15 protein-coding genes are annotated in these 21,305 nt (G+C 35.0%); 12 read left to right on the top strand and 3 right to left on the bottom strand.

Features of this window, described 5'->3' with window-relative positions; translation table 11 throughout:
- Complete coding sequence (locus ACJJVM_RS11395) at positions 1-1,146, bottom strand: pyridoxal phosphate-dependent aminotransferase (protein WP_405211740.1); 1,146 nt, start codon at positions 1,144-1,146, stop codon at positions 1-3.
- A complete protein-coding gene (locus tag ACJJVM_RS11390; RefSeq protein WP_405211739.1) occupies positions 1,143-1,961 on the bottom strand; it encodes a prephenate dehydratase in 819 nt (272 codons plus the stop codon). Before ACJJVM_RS11390 ends, ACJJVM_RS11395 begins: the two co-directional genes overlap by 4 nt.
- A gap of 563 nt (positions 1,962-2,524) precedes the next feature.
- On the opposite strand from ACJJVM_RS11390, the gene gldA reads away from it, so the two are divergent.
- The 8 genes from gldA to ACJJVM_RS11350 all read left to right on the top strand — a co-directional run bounded on the left by gldA (position 2,525) and on the right by ACJJVM_RS11350 (position 13,804).
- A complete protein-coding gene (gene gldA, locus ACJJVM_RS11385) occupies positions 2,525-3,421 on the top strand; it encodes a gliding motility-associated ABC transporter ATP-binding subunit GldA (RefSeq protein ID WP_405211738.1) in 897 nt (298 codons plus the stop codon).
- Between the two features lie 97 nt (positions 3,422-3,518).
- The gene (gene rpsO, locus ACJJVM_RS11380; RefSeq protein ID WP_298347780.1) at positions 3,519-3,788 is read left to right on the top strand and encodes a 30S ribosomal protein S15; all 270 of its coding nucleotides are present in this window, start codon (positions 3,519-3,521) and stop codon (positions 3,786-3,788) included.
- 452 nt (positions 3,789-4,240) lie between these two features.
- On the top strand, positions 4,241-6,469 hold the full coding sequence (locus ACJJVM_RS11375) for a polyribonucleotide nucleotidyltransferase (protein WP_405211737.1): 2,229 nt from the start codon (positions 4,241-4,243) through the stop codon (positions 6,467-6,469).
- A gap of 357 nt (positions 6,470-6,826) precedes the next feature.
- Entirely contained in the window at positions 6,827-8,458 is a 1,632-nt protein-coding gene (locus ACJJVM_RS11370; protein ID WP_405211736.1) for a hypothetical protein, read from the top strand.
- 161 nt (positions 8,459-8,619) lie between these two features.
- Positions 8,620-10,761 carry a P-loop NTPase fold protein gene (locus ACJJVM_RS11365; protein WP_405211735.1) on the top strand — a complete coding sequence of 714 codons (2,142 nt, stop codon included), beginning with the start codon at positions 8,620-8,622 and terminating at the stop codon, positions 10,759-10,761.
- A 134-nt stretch (positions 10,762-10,895) separates the two neighbouring features.
- Positions 10,896-12,032 (top strand): hypothetical protein, encoded by a 1,137-nt coding sequence (locus tag ACJJVM_RS11360; protein WP_405211734.1) that lies wholly within the window; start codon positions 10,896-10,898, stop codon positions 12,030-12,032.
- Between the two features lie 35 nt (positions 12,033-12,067).
- Positions 12,068-12,892 (top strand): M23 family metallopeptidase, encoded by an 825-nt coding sequence (locus ACJJVM_RS11355; RefSeq protein ID WP_405211733.1) that lies wholly within the window; start codon positions 12,068-12,070, stop codon positions 12,890-12,892.
- A 165-nt stretch (positions 12,893-13,057) separates the two neighbouring features.
- Positions 13,058-13,804 (top strand): hypothetical protein, encoded by a 747-nt coding sequence (locus ACJJVM_RS11350; RefSeq protein WP_405211732.1) that lies wholly within the window; start codon positions 13,058-13,060, stop codon positions 13,802-13,804.
- A gap of 153 nt (positions 13,805-13,957) precedes the next feature.
- On the opposite strand, the gene ACJJVM_RS11345 is transcribed toward ACJJVM_RS11350, so the two are convergent.
- Complete coding sequence (locus ACJJVM_RS11345) at positions 13,958-16,357, bottom strand: O-antigen ligase family protein (protein WP_405211731.1); 2,400 nt, start codon at positions 16,355-16,357, stop codon at positions 13,958-13,960.
- Positions 16,358-16,663: 306 nt separating this feature from the next.
- Here ACJJVM_RS11345 and ACJJVM_RS11340 point away from each other — a divergent pair, with 306 nt between their 5' ends.
- The 4 genes from ACJJVM_RS11340 (at position 16,664) to ACJJVM_RS11325 (ending at position 21,303) form a co-directional block, all read left to right on the top strand.
- Positions 16,664-17,431: a hypothetical protein gene (locus ACJJVM_RS11340; RefSeq protein ID WP_298347762.1), complete on the top strand. Its 768-nt coding sequence runs from the start codon at positions 16,664-16,666 to the stop codon at positions 17,429-17,431.
- A gap of 206 nt (positions 17,432-17,637) precedes the next feature.
- Positions 17,638-18,768, top strand: a complete 1,131-nt coding sequence (locus ACJJVM_RS11335; protein ID WP_405211730.1) for a hypothetical protein — start codon at positions 17,638-17,640, stop codon at positions 18,766-18,768.
- A gap of 572 nt (positions 18,769-19,340) precedes the next feature.
- Entirely contained in the window at positions 19,341-20,039 is a 699-nt protein-coding gene (locus ACJJVM_RS11330; RefSeq protein WP_405211729.1) for a hypothetical protein, read from the top strand.
- A gap of 205 nt (positions 20,040-20,244) precedes the next feature.
- Complete coding sequence (locus ACJJVM_RS11325) at positions 20,245-21,303, top strand: DUF262 domain-containing protein (RefSeq protein WP_405211728.1); 1,059 nt, start codon at positions 20,245-20,247, stop codon at positions 21,301-21,303.
- Positions 21,304-21,305 lie beyond the last annotated feature (2 nt).

The raw sequence follows: 21,305 nt of genomic DNA, 5'->3' as shown, positions 1-21,305 counted from the left end.
TTACTTTACTCTCTCTATAGCTTCTTTTATTTGTTCTTCCTTTACACAGAGGCTAAAACGTATATAGCCTGCTCCCATCGTTCCAAAAATGGTTCCTGGTGTGATAAATATGTATTTCTCTAGTAGCAACTTATCTATAAATGCTTCGGCGTCTATACCTGATGGTAATTTTGCCCATACAAAGAGTCCTACTTGGTTACTATCATAACTACACCCTAGCGTTTCTACTAGTTTAAAAACAAGAGCACGCCTTTGTGCGTAGATACCATTAATATGATCAAACCAATCTTTACCAAGACCTAGTGCTGCAATGGCTCCTTTTTGTATACCATAAAACATCCCGCTATCCATATTAGATTTTACACGTAATATATGACCTATATGTGTTGCACTACCTAGCACCATCCCCACGCGCCAGCCTGCCATATTATATGTTTTACTTAAACTATTAAGCTCTAGGGCTACATCCATTGCTCCCGGTACTGCAAGCAATGACTGTGGGTTGTCATTAAGTATAAAGCTATATGGGTTGTCGTTTATAACAAGAATATCTTGCGCTTTTGCAAAGGCGATTAATTCTTCAAAAAAGCCATCTGGCACCTTTGTACCTGTAGGCATATGCGGGTAGTTTACCCACATTAATTTTACTTGTGACAGGTCCTGCTTTGCCAGTTCTTTAAGGTCTGGTAACCATCCATTTTCTGCGGTTAAGTCATAGGTAAGTGCTTCTGCCTCTACAAGTCGTGTTACTGCCGCATAACTTGGGTACCCAGGATTAGGAAATAACACCTTGTCTCCAGGATTTAAAAAAGCCATAGAGATATGCATAATCCCTTCTTTTGATCCCATTAATGGTAAGATCTCGGTATCTGCTTGCGCAGTGACTCCATAATTATCTTTATAAAAAGTAGCCATTGCCTCTCTTAGTGCTGGTATACCGGTATAGCTTTGGTACTGGTGTGCAACACTATCGTGCAAGCCTTTGAGCATTGCAGCTACTGCTGCTGGAGGTGCTGGCATATCTGGACTCCCTATACCCATATTAATCACAGGGTGACCAGCAGCTATGAGACCACGTACTTCTTTTAACTTTTTTGAGAAGTAGTACTCTTTAGTTTCTTGTAATCTATTTGCTGGCTTACTCATTGCTTCTGATTTTTATAGGCACCTAATACTTTAAAATCTTTTGCCATAAGTGAGACTAAAGTGGTTGCTTTCTTAAAACTTTCTACACTATCAAAAGTGACATCTACAAAGAAGGCATACTCCCAAGGTTTCTCTATGATAGGCATAGATTGAATTTTTGTGAGATTCATCTTGCAATCACTTAGCACGTTAAGAATCGTTGCCAGGCTCCCACGCTTGTGGTCTGTCGTAAATCGCAGTGATGCTTTGTTTATAACCCCTTCGGCTTTTTTTCCATTTTTATTAAGGATAAAAAAGCGAGTAGCATTCTCATCTACAGTTTGTATAGATGACTTAATGATTGATAAATCATAGATTTCGGCCGCTGTCGTACTTGCAATGGCGGCAATACCCGTTAGATTGCGTTTTTTTATCTCTCTTGCAACGCCCGCTGTATCTGTATCTTCTACCAGTTTTATAGATGGGTAGTCTCTAAAAAACTGTCTGCATTGCAATATTGCCATAGGGTGTGACCATACTTCTTTTATGGTAGTAAGATCTTGCCCTTTGAGCGCCATTAAGTTGTGTTGTATATCTAGGTAGTACTCGCCTTCTATAGTTAGGTTATGATCATCTAGTAATGCATAGTTAGGTAATATGGCTCCTGCTATGGTGTTTTCTATTGCCATCACGGCATCATCTACCTCACCATCTAGTAACGCATCTACCAGTCTTGGGAAAGACATACACTCCAGCACCTCCACATCTGCCCCAAAAAACTCTTGAGCTACCTTGTGGTGAAATGATCCTTGTACGCCTTGTATCGCTACTTTCATAATCTGTTTTCTATAGATGATTTGTAATCACCTTTCTAAATTTTATTTTACTTGAATTGACTCCAATAAAAAAGTCCTGATAAAAAATTTTATCAGGACTTTTCTAGTTTTGAGTATGTCTAATTACTGCAATACCAATCCTGATCTCTTCTTAAAAAAGAAGAAATAAAAAAAGTTGTTCCAATAATAAACTTGCGTTTGCATATTCAATTCTTAGACTGCTAATGTAGAAAAAAAATCTAATGAGAACCGACAAACCATCTCTTTTGCGAAATAAATTTTTATAACCTCTTTTTATTACGGAATTCATAATGGTTTTGAGTACGCTTTCGCGAAAGCGTTATCACCCACCCATTACACCACACACACCACAAACCTAATCTTCCCATTATAAGGCCACTATCTCACCGCTACACGGTTACAAACTCAAAAACACCTAACCGCTACATCATAAAATGACATACACACATCACATAACACCCTTAGATTACAAGAAACTCGTGACTGTTACGTTTTATGCTCACCCCTTATTTACTAACTTTGTGTAAGAACAAAATCATCATATGTCTATCCAAGTACACGGAATTACAAAAACCTATGGCACTCAGAAAGCGCTAGACGACATCTCATTTACACTTAGCAAAGGTGAGATAGTAGGTTTTCTAGGTCCTAACGGTGCCGGTAAAAGTACAATGATGAAAATCTTAACCACCTACCTCACTCCTACTCAAGGTACCGCTCAAGTAAACTCGTATGACACACGTAAGGAGATACAACAGGTACGTAGCGCTGTAGGCTATCTCCCAGAGCATAACCCGCTATATCTAGAGATGTATGTAAAGGAATACCTCGCTTTTAATGCAGGTATATATAAGGTAAGTAAAGAACGCATAGCTGAGGTGATACAGCTCACAGGACTCACCCCAGAAGCACATAAAAAAATAAGCCAACTCTCAAAAGGGTATCGCCAGCGTGTAGGTCTTGCCACGGCACTGCTGCACGACCCAGAAGTGCTTATACTAGATGAGCCTACCACCGGTCTAGATCCTAACCAGTTGCTAGAGATACGTAGCCTTATAAAAAATATAGGGCAACACAAGACTATATTAATGAGCACGCACATTATGCAAGAGGTAGAAGCCATTTGTGACCGTGTGATTATTATTAATAAGGGACAGATTGTAGCAGATAGAAAGATGAGCGAGCTACGAGATGGCGAGCAGCAAGTGGTTATAGTAGAGTTTGACTACCGCGTAGAAGAAGTTGCGCTAAGCAGGCTCGATAAGGTAGCCAGTGTAAAAAACACGACAGGCTTTACCTATGAGATTACCTTTGCTACGCAAGAGGATATGCGTGCAAACGTGTTTGACTTTGCACACGATAATGAGCTCAAGATCTTACAGCTCAACCAGAAAAACGCCAGTCTCGAGAGTCTTTTTACAGAATTGACCGGAAAATAAGTGCCAACAGTTTTATAATTAAAAGAATAATGTATCTTTGCACGCTGATAGAGACACTATCACGACATACATCGATCTCATTTAAAACAATATTGGAATGTATTTATCAAAAGAAGCAAAAGAAGAAATTTTCGCAAAGCACGGAAAAGGGAAAAACGATACTGGATCTGCAGAGGGTCAAATCGCTTTATTCACGCACCGTATCACACACTTAACTGAGCACTTAAAGAAAAACCGTAAGGATTATAACACGGAGCGTTCACTAGTAATGCTGGTAGGTAAGCGTCGTTCTTTACTTGATTACTTAAAGAAAAAAGACGTACTACGTTACAGAGCTATTATTAAGGAGCTAGGTATCCGTAAATAAGAATTTTTTAAAAAAGGGAGCTTCACGGCTCCCTTTTTCTATATATTTAATACCGATGTTTTGAGAGGTACGCTTACGCGAAATTTCAAAACGGATCAAATTCTGAAAACACATTAGTACACAACCATAAAGGTTACTTACTAAAACTTCAGATTTTCGCCTTAAGGCAAGACATATTACATAAGACCTTTTGTATGATTACATATCATAACAAAACGGCAGAGAAAGCTTTCACAGCTAGTTTTTCATTGGTGTCCGATTTTTGGGAAGTAACTACCCATTTATCATCCCGTATCTGTTTAAGATACATCAACTACACAACACAACGACACTATGAATACCCACGAAGGGTGTTCTGAACTATTAACACTTTTTCGCGAAAGCGGGATTATAGCAATCCTCATACCGCGAGAAAATTTTCCCGATATACTCGGGAAGGAAAAACACATTTTATGATTCCAAAGGTTTACAAAGAGGTCATTGACCTTGGTGATGGAAGAGAAATCTCTATCGAAACAGGAAAACTTGCAAAGCAAGCACACGGATCTGTAGTAGTACAGTCTGGAAAGTGTATGATGCTTTGTACAGTAGTATCAAACTACGAGAGTAAAGACGTAGACTTCTTACCACTTACGGTAGATTACCGCGAGAAGTTTGCAGCAGCAGGACGTTACCCAGGTGGTTTCTTTAAGAGAGAAGCACGCCCGTCTGACGGTGAGGTATTAACTATGCGTCTAGTAGACCGTGTACTACGCCCACTTTTCCCAAAAGATTACCACTCTGAAACTCAGGTGATGATCCAGCTTATGTCTCACGATGAGAACGTAATGCCAGATGCTATGGCAGGTCTTGCAGCAAGTGCAGCAATACAACTATCTGACTTCCCTTTTGAGTGTGCAATCTCAGAGGCAAGAGTAGGTCGTGTAAACGGTGAGTTTATCATTAACCCTACAAGAGCACAGCTAGAAGAGTCTGACATCGATATGATGATAGGTGCCTCTGCAGATTCTGTGATGATGGTAGAAGGTGAGATGGACGAGATTTCTGAAGAAGAAATGGCAGACGCTATTAAGTTTGCTCACGATCACATTAAAGTACAGTGTGAGGCTCAAATGAGACTTGCAGAAGCTGTAGGACGCAAAGAAGTACGTGAGTACCCAGCAGAGCGTGAAGATGAAGATCTTAAGAAGAAAGTACACGATATGGCATATGATAAAGTATATGCTATCGCAAAGGCTGGTTCTTCTAAGAAAGAAAGAGGAATGGCTTTTTCTGAAATTAAAGAAGAGATCAAAGCTACCTTCTCAGAAGAAGAGCTAGAAGATTATGGTGGTCTTGTATCTAAGTACTACCGTAGTGCAGAGAAGGCTGCAATACGTGACCTTACTCTTAATGAAGGACTACGTCTAGACGGTCGCCAGACGGTAGACATACGCCCTATCTGGTGTGAGACAGATTACTTACCATCTGTACACGGGTCTGCAGTATTTACACGTGGAGAAACTCAGGCACTTGCAACGGTAACGCTAGGTACCTCTAGAGATGCAAACAAGATAGATATGCCATCATACGAGGGAGAAGAAAACTTCTACCTACACTATAACTTCCCTCCTTTCTGTACAGGTGAGGCAAGACCTATACGTGGTACTTCACGTCGTGAGGTAGGTCACGGTAACCTTGCACAACGTGGTCTTAAAGGAATGGTACCAGATGATTGTCCTTATACAGTACGTGTCGTGTCTGAAGTATTAGAATCAAACGGTTCTTCTTCTATGGCAACGGTATGTGCAGGTACAATGGCAATGATGGATGCAGGTATCCAGATGACTAAGCCAGTATCTGGTATTGCAATGGGACTTATCTCAGATGCAGAGACTGGTAAATATGCAGTACTTTCAGACATACTAGGAGATGAAGATCACCTAGGAGATATGGACTTTAAAGTAACCGGTACGGCAGACGGTATTACGGCTTGCCAGATGGATATTAAAGTAAAAGGACTCTCTTATGAGATACTAGTAAATGCACTACAACAAGCACGTGCAGGTCGTTTACACATCCTTGAGAAACTTACAGATACTATTGCAGCACCACGTGAAGACGTAAAAGACTACGCTCCTAAGATGGTAGGTGTACGTATTGCAAATGAGTACATAGGTGCATTAATAGGCCCAGGTGGTAAAGTAATACAAGAACTTCAGAAAGAAACAGGTACTACTATCGTGATAAACGAAGACCCTGTAACAGAAGAAGGTGTTGTAGAGATACTAGGTACAGGTCAAGAAGGTATAGACGCCGTTCTTGCAAAGATAGACTCTATTACCTTTAAGCCAGTTGTGGGTAACACATACAAGGTGAAGGTAATCAAGATGCTAGACTTTGGAGCCGTAGTAGAGTATCTAGACGCTCCTGGTAACGAGGTATTACTACACGTATCTGAGATCGCTTGGGAACGTACAGAAAACGCTAGTGACGTACTCTCTATGGGTGAAGAGCTAGATGTAAAATACTTTGGTATAGACAAGCGTACTCGTAAAGAGAAAGTATCTCGTAAGGCGCTTATGGAAAAGCCAGAAGGATATGTAGCACGCCCACCTAGAGAAAACAACGATCGCAACCGCGGTGGTCGTGATAATCGTGGTGGTCGCGATAACAGACGTGACGATCGTAAAAAGGACTAAGCACCTTATAACGATTTAATTGATTTTTAAAGAATCGGTTATCCTTCACTGGGTAGCCGATTTTTTTTGTGGTACGCTTTCGCGAAAGTTGCCACGCACAACCCTACAACCCCTTTTGTAAGAAAATGTTTATAAAAATGTGCTCAGAATAAGGAAAACCGTAAAGAAGTATGATAGCAGTACTGTATTTTAGAGCACTGTAGCGTAGCTATTTACATAGTTGCGTTTATACAACTAATAACGAGATACGACTTATTAAACTAAAATAACTAGCTGGCATACAGTTTTACTGGGCTTACGGACCATAAACAGTGAAGTTGCTGTTATATGCTAGTTATACACAAAGCAAAGAAACCAATGCCAATAATCGAAGTACATAAAAAGAAAGTTGTCCTACCAAATTATGATTATAGCGATAAATATTGGCCAATTATAAGCAAACTTGTATTTGATGAAGTTGGGAATACGGAAATCAAAGAACCAAATGAGGTTCGTGAAACTTTAAAAAAATGTTTTTCCAAATTATGCGAAATTTTCTATGAAAAGATTGTTAATGAAAAAAGAGCTTCTTTCTATCTGTTTTGTCATTGTCTACACGAAGATTCAATGGAATTATGGCTTTTACAAATCAAAAAAATAGCATTAGGAATTAATGAAGAAGACTTTGCAGCTTCAAGGAGAATACTAAAGATAATACTAGAACAATCAACCACTTTTGACTTAAAAGGAGCACCTAACTTTTACAATGAAATTACAGAAAATTTAGAAGATTTTACGAATCACCTTGAAGAGTTATTATACATTGGGTCTTGGTGTATACAATTGAGTGAGTTTACAGCGAGAAGCCAATTATTTCCAACTTCGACTGGTTTAAAGGTCACAGATGGTGTTCTAGATATTCTGACCTATCAACCTTATCCTGAACTATTCAAATTTGTGCATCAGGATATGCAACGGCATAATTCTAAAGTAGCATTATCAAATTCATTAGATGATTTTAAAGACGTTATTAAAGATAATTACGGAGTCACTTATGATAATTTATGTTCTTTCATTCATCAACAAAATGTGCGTCCCCCATACAAAGTAGGTCTTACTAAAATCTCACCACTGATTGAAAACATAAAATCAGAACTTAATGGTAATGGTCAATTTATCGAAGATTTCTATTCAGGTTTAACTGTGAAAAGAGAAAATTGCTTATCAATAGAAAAGTGTTTTTATAATAATCAAAGTGAGTTTAGACATACTTTTAGGCCAATTTTAGAATTAGTAGTTGATAATGAGAAGTATAATATTATAGGATATCACAAATGGCTTGAGAGTATGACTCTTCTGCCAACAAATTCATTTCCTTTTGGCATTTATCCTTCTGAATGGAAAAATCACAAAGAACTTAAAGAGTTCATCAAAATCGTTGACAATACTCACGATAAAATTCTTGAAGAGCCTATCTCAAAAATATTAGAGGGCAAGAAATTTCCAAATGACAACAATGTAGTTTCTTTCAGTCAACCAAAAGGAGATAACATTAATATTAGTAAAACAGTTGGAGATATTGATATATTATTTTTAGATATCGAAAACAAGTTGATTTATGTTTGTGAGTGTAAGCACAATAGATCAAGATTTGATATGAATAATTGGAAAAGAGATTATTCAAATTTTAAGGAAAAGTATGAAACTCAATTAAAGCGAAAAGTTGATTGGGCTACTGATAACAAAGAAGTAATCGCCACTCATTTTTCAGATAAATATCAAAAATCATTTGACTTGACAGAATTTGAAATTAGAGGTACTTTTATTATAAATGCACCAACAATTTATATGTATAATGGAATGTATAGAGCATTTACGATTACTGATTTTGAAAATTTAATTGACAGAAACTATATAGATTTAAAATTTGAATTCACCAATGAAACAACTGGAGATAAAACTCTAATTGAATATCCATATTTTGATAATACAAAAGAAAAATTGGGTTAAGGCTCAGTGTATAACAACGTATATAAAAAATAGCGGTTTAATCGCTTAAACGAAATAATAATGAATAAATAAATGGCCATTGTTAAACTGGAAAATAAGCACTTAAAATCCGCTACTTTTCATATACAAAACCGTTGTAAGCCATATAACCAAAAAACTAAATGTCAGAACACTACTCATCAGATAAACCAGTTGAAATAGAAAATCAAGATAGATTTCAGAGATATGGGTTTTCGAAAAGAATAGCAGAAACAATAATTCAGAGAGAAAACGAAGAAGGAATTGTCATTGGTATTTATGGAGCTTGGGGAGAAGGTAAAACGTCCGTTTTAAATTTCATTAAAAGCGAACTAGACCAAAATGAAAACATCTTGACCTTAACGTTAAATCCTTGGAGATATAACGATGAAGAAAGTTTAATTAAAAATTTTCTTAATAAAGTTGCTGAAATCCTTGGGAAAGAACTTGATACAAAAAAGGAAAAATTAGGTGGATTTATTGAAAAATATGGAACAATTGGTTCGATTATTGGAAAGGACATCTCAGAGATTGGAAAAAATCTTTCAAGTGTTGATTTAGAAACATTAAAAAATCGTATTGACGAGTTTCTAAAAGAGAGCGAAAGTAAACTAGTGATTTTTGTTGACGACATTGATAGACTTGATAAGCAAGAAATCTATTCATTATTCAGATTAGTCAAATTAACCGCTGATTTTACAAATACAACATATGTTCTTTCTTTTGATGAAAAGATGGTTGCATCGGCAATAGGCGAAAGATTTGGAAAAGGTAATTTAGATTCAGGACATAATTTTTTAGAGAAAATCATTCAAGTTCCTCTACAAATCCCACAAGCACAACCTGATGCTTTAAAAAAATACTGTTTTGAATTAGTCGATAATGCAATAAATAAAAGCGAACTAGAATTATCAAAAAAAGAAGTTCAACGCTTTGTATCTGCATTTTCCCATAACATATTGTTGCGTTTAAAAACACCAAGACTAGCTATAAGATATGGCAACTCATTATCATTTGCTATTCCACTTTTAAAAGGTGAAGTAAACCACGTTGACTTGATGCTTATTGAGGCTATAAAAGTGTTTTACCCAAAACACTATTCATTCATAAAATCTTCCCCTCATTATTTTACATCCTCTTATTCTTCCCATTCAACCTATGGTGGTCAACCGGTAAACGAAAAAAAAGAGGAATTAAAAAAACATTTAGATGAATTGGCGAAAGATTTAACCAAGACTGAGAAAGATGCAATTTCGCAATTATTAAAAACTTTGTTTCCTAGATTAAATGAAGCTTTTCATAATACATTTCAGCACGAAGGACACAAAGAATGGTTGAAAGAAAAAAGAATTGTGTCAACTAGCTATTTCAAAAGGTATTTTTCATATGCAGTAATAGAAGGAGAATTATCTGATGTTATGTTTGAAGAATTTATGAACTCTTTAGAAACTATGGCAATTGATGATATAGCTAAAGGAATGATTGAGATTGTAGATAAAAGTTCCCCTGATAATTTCCTGTTTAAAGCTAGAACTTATGAAGAAACACTTTCTTGGAAAGCTTCTCAAAACTTAATCCTTTCTATTGCAATTATGTCGGACTCATTTCCAAAAAGTGACTCATTTTTGAGTTTTGGTATGGGTGGTGCTCAAGCCCAAGCTGCAATTTTTATTTATAATTTACTAAAAAATCATAAAGACAATGATGCAGTTTTTGAATTATCAAAAACTTTAATGGGAAAAGAAATCCCTTATGATTTTTCGTATCAAATAAATAATTGGTTAAGGTCAGGTGAAGGAGAAGAAAAAATATTCAAGCACGAACAATATGTTGAATTAGCTAAAGTGCTTAGAGAAAGAGTCTTGAAAGAATGTGGTGATACACCGATTTTTGAAAAATTTCCAGACAATCTATTCTATATTTTCTCAAACTGGTATGAAGATGATTCTGAAGATTTAAAAAAATATCTCAAAAGATTTATTGATAAAGATGCAAAATATTTAAAACAGCTATTTGTTGCTTTGACGCCAACTGCAACAAGTTCTAATCATCCAGAGCCATATAAATCTAATTTTGACAAAGAAGGATACAATTACATTACAAACATTTTAGATAAAGAATATTTACACGATAAAATTATTGAATACTTTTCAGATGAATTAATGGAAGAAGAAGTCAAGTTTCAAAGATTTGACCATAATCAATCCGATATAAATATTTTACGACAATTTGAACATTGGTATTCAAAAGATGACGGAATTCAAGAAGCTGAAATAGTAGAATAAATACGGCTTACAACAACGTATATATCTCATATCTAGTCAGTTGCTTAATCGAAGTTAAGGCATATTTGCAAAGTCGCTAAATTTTTAAATTTGACGACTTTGCAATAAAAAAGATAAATAGTAAAATTTAAAGAATGAGAATAACAATCATTATAATTATTCTGACAATTCAAATAAGTTGTAAAAACCGTAATGAGACCAATAGTAAGTCTGATAATTCTGTCATCACAGAATTAACAAAATGCAACTACAATAATGAAGCAATTACTGCATATTACACGCTAACTAATAAAGCTGAAATTGCTATTTGTAATGGTGATTTTGATAGAGCATCCAAAAATTACTCATTGGCATTTAGAGAAATCAAAAAACCTTTTGGTGCAGATGTTTATAATGCCGCACTTTCAAATCAACTCTCTAATAATTTTGATGAAAGAAATTTAAATCTTCAACTACTTATAAATAATTCTGATGATTTAGAATTGCTAAAGTCAATTTTTGTCAGCACCTATATAGATGAAAACCTTTGGAATTCTTTTATAGAGCAAAGAACCATTGAATATGATTCAAGATTGAGAAACGAATTCAAGTCAATTTATGAAAGAGATCAATTATTCAGACCTATGTATGATACTCATAATGACACTATTCAAGCTAATCGAGTGATTAATATGAACAGGATAGTTTCAATAGCAGATTCTGTTGGCTTTCCTTCTCAGATGGAGCTTGGTTTTAGAAAATCTTTAAGAGGGCAAAATCACGATGTGGTTTTAGTTCATACATCTCAAAAAAGAAGTAGCAATAAAAATTTAATTGATCTTGAACCAATTCTTTGCAAGGCAGTAAATGAGGGACGATTTGATCCTGAACAGGCAATCTCTTACCTACATTTCCAAAATGATAAAGATAAAGGGAATTTTGAGGTTTACTCAACTTGGCAATATAGACATCACTTGTTGCCAGATTCTCTAAATAACCAAATATGGCTTCCAAATTTGACTAAAGAAAAATATAAGAGTGCCAATAGAATAAGAAAAAAATGGAATGCTGATCAATTAGATGACATTGCAACAAAATCTGATTTTAATTCAAGAAGCAACATACCGTTCATATTTACATCAGTTATGACATTCGTTGAAAATATGCCAACAGATCTTACTCTGGAAGAGGCTTTGGAACAATATAAAATCAACACTTCAGATAAAAGACCATTTGAAAAGTCAAAATACGGTGACTATCAAAGAACTGAGCTAAAAATCAAGCCTATTTAAAAGGTACTTTAGAAAAGAAAAATTAAAAGCAAAAAATGCACAGGGTATTTATATTCATATTTGTTCTCATAAATGTAAGTTGTAATTCAACAAAATTACCAACTGAGAGATTTTCACAATATGAATATTTCAAATCATATAGTTTTGAAAATAACAATTTAAAAATTGAACTTAAAAACCCTTTACACTGTCCTTTAAGAGTATGGTTGTTTAATGATGATAATGAACTGCAAAATAGATTTAATCAGCTCAACCCAATAGAACTTAACAGTACATCAGACACGTTAATAGTCCTTCCAAAAGTAAATCAAACCAATAGCGACATTAAGTTTAGCTCACGATTAGGAAGTGTTGCTAAAAACATAGAAGAAATCAAACTTGAACTACCTTTCCCAAATAAAAAGGAATACAAAATAATTCAAGGAAATAATACTAATTACACTCATAGTACAGATTATTCGAGATATGCCATAGATTTTGATTTAAAAACAAATGACACTATTTGCTCTGCAACAAGTGGGTTTGTTGTAGGTGTTGTAGATAAATACAAACACGGTGGCAAAGGAGATCAATGGAAACCTTATGGCAATTATGTGACGATTTATGAGCCACAATCAGGTTTATTTACTCAATATGTTCACTTAGTTAAAAATGGGAGTCTCGTTAAAGTTGGCGATGAAGTTATTAGTGGCCAACCAATTGCCTTATCTGGTAAAACAGGTCAAACAGATATTGAACATTTACATTTTAATTGTTTAATACCCGTAAACAGTAATGATGGACTAAAATCTATCCCATTCGAATTTATAGAAGGTTATAAAAGTAAGAACCTGAAGAAGAATGATATAGTCCGAAAATAACTGCTTACACCAAAGAACTGAGTTAAAAAACAAGCCTATTTAAAAGTTACTTTTAGAAAAGAAAAATTAAAAGCAAAACATAAAAATCTGGCTCTGTGTTAATCTGAAAAGTTAGTGTCTTTTTGTACGCTATAAGCAATACACTAAAGCGTTAGCCACAATCTAATGAAACATATTCTCACAATTTTATTTATAGTTATCATTTTTCAGTCTTGCAAAACAAATACTGAAAACGAAAAACTGATTGGCAATTGGAGTATACCAAATGGATTGGTTGAATTAGAATTTTATAAAGATTCATTAATTGTAACAGAGTCTGGATACTACAAGTATATTAACGAGTGGAGCATTGATGAATCCAAACTATATCTCGAGACGGTTAAAGGACTCGACAGCTTCGGGTTGAAAACTAAACTATTCGATTACAAATTAAGCGTAAATCTAGACACTCTTTTTTTAAAACAACCCTCACATAGTATTTTTAAACCACCATTTTTAAGAATCAAAAGTGCTTTTGATTACTTAACAAAGCAGCAATATCTAACAATCGATTTACCATCAAAACAGCATCTGATTAAAGAGCCAGAATCTTCTATTGGACTGAATATTTACGCTGGATATAATAATGGAAAACTAATCGCAAAATCTGATGATGAAAGTAATTTAGACTTGACCGACATTAAGTTTTTTGCCTATGAATATATGGCTGTTACAAAAGAAGGAATACAAGACAATTTGCACTATAATTTAATCGCCGATAAAAACATTCCCGTGAGAGAATTGGATTCGATTAGAGATATATTAAAATCGACAGATTTTAATGATATTTTTAGAGTTTATACAAACGAAGTAATTGATTACAATAAAACTGACTGGAGAGAGAAATTAGTTTGGTATGGCAGTATGGAGTAAGAACTATTGTCACAAAAAAAACAATCCTACTTCGGCTATGCGCAGCGCAAGCCTCAAGCCCTAAAATCATAAAAACGGCCACCCTTTACTGGTAGCCGTTTTTTATTATGAGTACGCTTTCGCGAAAGCGGTCTTTTAAAAGTTGAAGCGCTCTTACTCCAGTTTACTTTTGGGGAGGTTTTGTGCGAGTTTATATCCCTTTTTCTTACTCACTGTATAGTCGCGTTTTGCTCGCTCACTGTTACCTAGGCGTTCATAAGCCACTGCCCTATTATATTCTGGTCTTCCGTCTTTAAAAGCTTTTGCATCTATCACTTTTGTGAGATGCGCTACGGCATCTTCATACTGTTTCATCTTAACCTCTATAATACCTAGGTTAAGTAGTGTGGGATTATTAGACGGAGTCACTGCGAGTATTTTTAAGAACTCTTTTTTAGCCTCTGGATATTTTTTCTCATTAATAAAGTCAAACCCTTTTTTATACCAAGCACGTATAGATCCTTCATTCTTGCGGCTGGTAAATTTTTCTCTAAACAAAACTAGACTGCTATCGCTAGGGTTGAGCTGTATGGCTTGATCTACTATTGCAGCGGCACGGTCTGTATCCTTATAGAATTCAAACACGCGAGAGGCTTTTGCTTTCCATTGCTGTACGTCATTTGGAAAGCGTTCTAATCGAGCGTCGTATGTTTTAAAATAATTTACGGTATCTCCCTTATCACGGTAGGCATTAAGCAAGATGACATAGTTATTCTTTATGGCTGGGTATTTTTCAAATCCCTGCTTTGCATAATAGATAGCGCTATCAAGATTTTTTTGACGCTGGCCGAATATAATTGCCTTGAGCATTTTAGACTCATACTGGTTAGGAGCAATAGCAATCGATTTATCTAGGTGTTGCAACGCCAGTTTATTATTACCCTCGCTCATTGCATACATAGCCATCACGTGCTCATTAGGTCTACCTGCACCACTTATTTCAAAAAAGCCATCTATTCTCCCCCTAGCTTGCCCGTATGAGTAGACATAGTCTGCGGTCATTAAGTTTTGAGATCCCGTATCTGCTACGATATAATTTTGGTTTACATACGAGTCATACTTTGCATATGAAATCACAGCTGCTACCAGCCCTACGATTCCTAGACCTATAAGTACCGGCACGAGTGGTAAAGCGAGTTTTGGCTTCTCGTTTTGGCTCTTCACCTTCACACCTTCGGTTTCCATAAGTGAGATGATAAGCGCCGCTAGTATGGCAAATAAACCTTGGATAGGCGTACGCTCTAGCGGGAAATTTATAGAAGCATCAAGCCCGTAAGCAATAAGGGCTAAGGCAAGCACAAGAAAGGTCCATCTTTTTTCTGAATCTTGATTTTTAAAGAAGAGCAATAATATACCGCCAGATAACATAATAAATAACAAGACATAAGGTATAAAACCTAAGATGCCTGTCTCTGCCAGTATCTGTAAAAAGTCATTATGCACTCGTAAGGGATACAAAAATCGATCTGTATTAGACTGGTTATAATACAGGTCTTTATTCCCTAGCTTCCAGTTTCCTAATCCAACACCTACTAGGGGACTCCTCTTAAAGTCGTCCATAGCCATTTTATAGTATAGAAGACGTCCAGAAGACTTGGTACTAGTAACAGATTGTGTGGGCTTTACTGTGACAGCTGCTGCGCTGTTTGCACGATAAGATGTGATCAATATATTTTTATAGCTATTGGCCTTACTTCTATCTAGTCTGTTAGAGTTGGTTACTAGTAAGAAGCCCGCTATAAGTATGCCTATAATAGGCAGGATCGGGTATTTAAGTCTTTGTGACAGAGCACCAGAACGCACGCCATCAATGATAAAATAAATGATAAATAAAGAGAATATAACTGTCGCACTCAATACTGCGGCACGTGCTCCCACATAAAATAATGCTGTAAAACTTACAAAGAGCGTAAGCAATGACATCACTCTCCAGCGCCCTGCGTGTTTTAAAACTCCAGAAATAATAAAGGGTAAAGTAATAGAAAGAAAAGCCGCTGTCACATTACGACTCCCAAAGAGCAGCTCCGTTTCTTTAAGTAGCGGTACGGTACGTGGGACACTCCAGTTATCAATAAAATGAAATATAATCTGAATCCCAATAATAAACACAATGACGTGTAATGTTTTGACTAAAAACGCAAATAAACGATGCGGCGCAACTTTAAAAATGAGATAAAGATTAAAGACCCCTACCAGCGTGATCCCCACGCGGGCAATATCTTTTACTCCCTCAGAGATATTTAAACTCCCAAAAATGGATACCAAGCAGGCAACAAAAAAGACCAGGTAGATGCCAAAAAACCAAAAGGCAACACGAGAAGAAGTGCGCAGCACCCCTAGCGTACGGTTGTTATAAAAAAATATAAGACCTAAAAGGTTTATAACCCCAAAGTAGAACCACTGAGATCCTATAGGGTCTATCGCTTCAAAACGAGGGATGATACTTATTACACAGTACAGAACTATTAATAGTTTAAACCCCAGCAGGTTTAAGGTATCTCTAGAATTTTCCAAATGTCAAACTTCTTTTATTCTTGTCACCATTGACACGACGAAGTTAAGAAAACCTTTTTAACGTTTTATTAGCAAAACGGTAGACCCAAGAAGAGCGCACAATTTTGTGCAACAGCAACTCATAACGACGCTTTCGCGAAAGTTGCCACTCACACCCCACAACCCTTTTTGTAGGAAAATATCATAAAAATTTAATAAGAATAAGGAAATCCGTAATGAAATATACTTCAAAATACATATTTTCGAGGTTTCAATGTAGGAAAAACCTATTTACAGTTAATGCTTAAAAACATCAATCAAGAAATTATGAAAAAACTATTACTTATTCTTTTAGCTTTAAACTTAAGCTGTAAAAGCGATATCAACTCAAATGCTAGTGGTGACTCTAGTGGTTCAATTCAAAAAAGTCTAGGTAAAAAGATTGAAATCACTGATCAATTAGAAAAGTATTTTTTACAAGACGGAATTGAACAAAGAAATAAGGAACTAGAAGATATATTATCCAAAGCTGATTCTAACACCTCAAATGCACTAGAAGATGCGCTAAATCGGAAATCTAGGTATAGTTACAGGTATGATTCTGTAGAAAACGAAAAGAACATAATTGAGGCAAAAAGCAATAGAGAGGTCTTCGTTACTATGCAGAAAAACATACAAAGCTATTTGTCATCTCCAGAAAGTGAAAAGGCTTTTGTTTATCCATTACAAAAATCACCAAAGGATGTCGTTCTATATCTTTTTAAAGCGGTTACAAGTGGGGAATTTTCTAATTTAAAATACTTCAACGACCCATATTTAAAAGACTATAGTGACGCACATACAATGTTTCTGATGGCGGCATACCTTCCTGAAATGAACCTAATTTCTAACAAAAAAGCTCACAGAAAATTTACTGAACTTTTGGCTGAATCTGAGAATATTAGCATAGAAGTCCAGAATGTAAGAATTGAAAAAAATAAGGCTTTTGTTTTAACCTCTTTAATTGACAGTACTTCTACCAAAGGTTCAAAAGAATTTGTTATCGAGTTAGTGAACCGTAATGAATATTGGTTCTTTGACGGTATCAGAGACTAAAGTAAAAGTTTTTACTCATTAAAATCACAAAAATCCGGCTACACCTTACCGAGTAGCCGTTTTTTTTGTTGCGCTTTCGCGAAAAGTATCACCCACAACCCTACACCCCCTTTTGTAGGAAAATGTGCGTAGAATAAAAAAACAGCAGTTTGTATATCAGACAATTATTGAAAGATCTCATTAAACCATTAAATAAATAAAACTATATGACTAAAAAAGTACTATTCGGAATTTTGATTATTATATCACAAAACTTATTTGCTTCTCAAAAACCTATTTTAGTAACAGAATCTACAATTTCATTAAACCTTGACGAAACAGAGGAACTGTTTTTCAGTTTTGCCGAAGGTGATATTATTGAATTTGACTTTGAAATGGTAAAAGGCAAACACATAAAAGAAGTTGAGGTTTATGAAATGCCCAACAATAAGATTTTTGCTGATTTTAAAGTGCAAAAAATCTCAAAAAAACAAATTCATATAAGGAACAAAGGACTTTACAAGTTTAAATTCTACAGTTCTTCTTTAACAAAAAGGGTAGGCAAAATTAAAATTTTCAGAATTCCTGCTGATGAATCCACAAAAAAATTCAATACCAATTGGAAATGGAAGACCATAAGGGATACCATTTACACACCCTATACAATTGACAGTATTACGGGTTATAAAAAAATTCAGTATAAGGAAAAAGTAAGAGAATTAGTCAAAACCGAAAACATAGAAGATATTCTTTTCAATAAAAGCCAGCGCGTTCACTCTTATTATAATGACAATAGAAGTAGCACCTACTTAAGAGTAGATCTTCCCAACCCTATGGTATCAGATTTGAAAGAAGAAAGATTAATTGCTTGGGCATATTGGATTGGTGTTGGTCAAGAAGCTCAACAAGCATATAAAGAAAATGCAAGAGCAGTGGGTGAATTAGCAAACGGAGTTTCAGCAATTTATGGGACCCCACTTGCAGGGCTAGCAGTGGGTACAGTATCAGAGTTGCTTATACCTAAAACTGGTGAAGATGTATTTTATACATTTCTCCCAGATTATGAAAATGCTGAAAAATTTATAAATGGGCTAGAATACTTACAATACGATACCGGTAAAGGTGTTGCTGCATATGGGAAAAATTCAAACATCACGCAAGGAACTTTTTACATTGGATTACATAATGATAATCAAATACAAGGTATTGATGTCGATGTAAAAGTAGTGTCTATAAAAGAAGTAAAAACTTTTGAAATAGTTGAATACGATAGGGAAAGAGAAGAACCCATAACTGTAACTTTAAATAAGACAAGGATGGACGTAAAAGAGACAAAGATTAGAGTACCGTTTGAATAAATAGCTTTAGCTGGCAGAGATCTCCCTATGCGCTATTACGTTTTATTTTAAAAATTCAAAACCTAAACAACAAAATAAAACGTAAAGTGCATTCTTTGAAAAACCCGGCTACCTTTCACTAGGTAGCCGTTTTTTATGTAGTACGCTTTCGCGAAAGTTACCACGCACAACCTTACACCCTACAACCCCTTTTGTAGGAAAATGTTTATAAAAATGTGCGCAGAATAAGGAAATCCGTAAAGAAGTATGATAGCAGTACTGTATTTTAGAGGGCTGTAGCGTCGCTGTTTATAAGGTTGCGTTTATGCAACCAAAAACGAGATACGACCTATTAAACTAAAATAATTAACTAGTATACAGTTTTACTGGGCTTAGAGGCCATAAATAGTAAACTTGCTGTTATATGCTCGTTATGAGCAAGCTAAAGAAACATTCGGTTGAAGTTAAAATATTTAAAGAGGACTTGTAGTTTAACAAGGTAAAACGCCCAGCGATGGGAAATCCCGGTTCAATTCCGGGCGGGTAATGCGAATTTAGATTTTCATTACCCGCCTTGAATAACCAAAGAAATTATGTTAGAAATATATAAAGCATCTGTTGAAAATGTCAAAGAACTAAAGAAGAATCGAAAAAAGATTAATCAATTAGTAAATCAATCTATTCGTAATAAATCAACGGATTTTATAACAACTTTGACAAAAACCTACGCTTTAGTATATTCTTCTTTTGCCGAAACTTGTTTCTTAAAAATGATTCATACACCATATGGATTTTCTGACGAGTTAATAAACCAAATAATGTCTCAAAGAAATCTAGCTGACAAATGGACTAAATGTTTGAATTTAGCATTTCAACAAATTCAGAATATGAAAAATGCTGGAGAAGTTCAAAACAAAAAGCTAGCATTAGATAGACTAATAAAAAAATACATTCTTGAGCCTAGTCAACTTAGAAATAAAATTGCCCACGGACAATGGAAAGTTGCTTTAAATTCTGAAAACACAGCGACAAATTTAGAAACCACAACTAAAATAAATACAATAGATTTTGTTCAAGTAGACGTACTATTTCAGGTTTATGAGAAAATCTCTCAAGCAGTAGAAGATTTAATAGAATCACCACATAAAACACATTTTAGAGATTTTTATGTGCATCTAGCTGAATTAGATTTGTTAGTAGAAAATACTAATGAATGGACAATGGAATCGAAGATAAAAGTGATAACAGAAAAGAAGAAGCGCCAAAAAGCCAGCTCACAACAACATATGTAACTCATAGCTAATTAGTTGCTTAATTAAAATTAAGGCATATTTGCAAGTCTGGCAAATTTTTAAAATTGACGATTTTCAATAAAAGATAAATAGTAGAATTTAAAAATCTGGCTTGTGCTCAACCGAAATTAAATCGATAATTTGCATACTACGAGCAACATATACGACCGTTGTGGTGCATTAAAGAATATACATAAAAGAACAAATGAAAAATTTCGATACAAGAACATATAACATATCCGATTTTATTGAATGGAATGAAAATGGACTATTAGAATTATCGCCAGAATTTCAAAGAAGGTATGTTTGGACTGAAAAAGCAAAATCCTATTTGATTGATACAATTGTAAGAGGAAAACCAATTCCAAAACTACTTTTATCGCAAAAATTACAAGGAAAAAAGAATGTTCGAGTTGTTGTTGATGGTCAACAAAGGTTAAGAACAATATTAGGTTTTTATAATGGTGACTTCAAAATTAGTCGTGTACATAATAAAGAATTTGCCGGAAAAAATTTTGATGACCTGCCTGAAGATATTCAAGATGAATTTTTGCAATATGAACTTGGGGTCGATCTTTTATTCAATATGCCCTATGAAGAGATATTAGACATTTTTGCAAGGATTAATTCGTACACTGTAAAGCTTAAAACTCAAGAAATATATAATGCAAGGTATGTTGGTTATTTTAAACAATCAATTTTTACTTATGGATTAAAGTATGTTAGATATTACATTGATGCAGGTGTATTAACAAAAGCAAGTGTAAGTCGAATGGGGGAGGCAGAAATGACAGCTGACTTATTCGTTTCATTAATTGACACAGTAAAAACAAACAAAGGAATAGAAAGCTATTATAAAAAATATGAAGAAGATGAAGGTGATTTAGAAAACGCAAGAAGGAAGTTTGATAAAATAATGACCTATATAGGGTCAATTTATCCCGCAGAAGAGCTGAAAGGAACAAATTGGAGAAGACCGCAACTATTTTACACTCTTTTTACGGCAGTTGGACATAGTCTTTATGGATTAAATGGATTGGAAGAAACACCAAGACCAAAGATTACGGAAAAAAATATTGGTAAAGTAAGAATAGTATTGGACGAAATCAGTTTGAAATATGATGAGTTCACAGAGGATAAAGATGCAGAAATACCAGCAGATTACAAAGAATTCATAAACTATACAAGACGAGCAACTACAGATACAGGTGCTCGTTTAGTTCGTGCAAATTTCACTTGTACAAGATTAAATGCAGCACTTTAGTA

The organism is Dokdonia sp. Asnod2-E02, from assembly GCF_045063915.1.
Classification (GTDB): Bacteria; Bacteroidota; Bacteroidia; order Flavobacteriales; family Flavobacteriaceae; genus Dokdonia.
The sequence above is the reverse complement of the archived record's forward strand: the minus strand, read 5'-3'. Positions and strand labels throughout refer to the sequence as shown.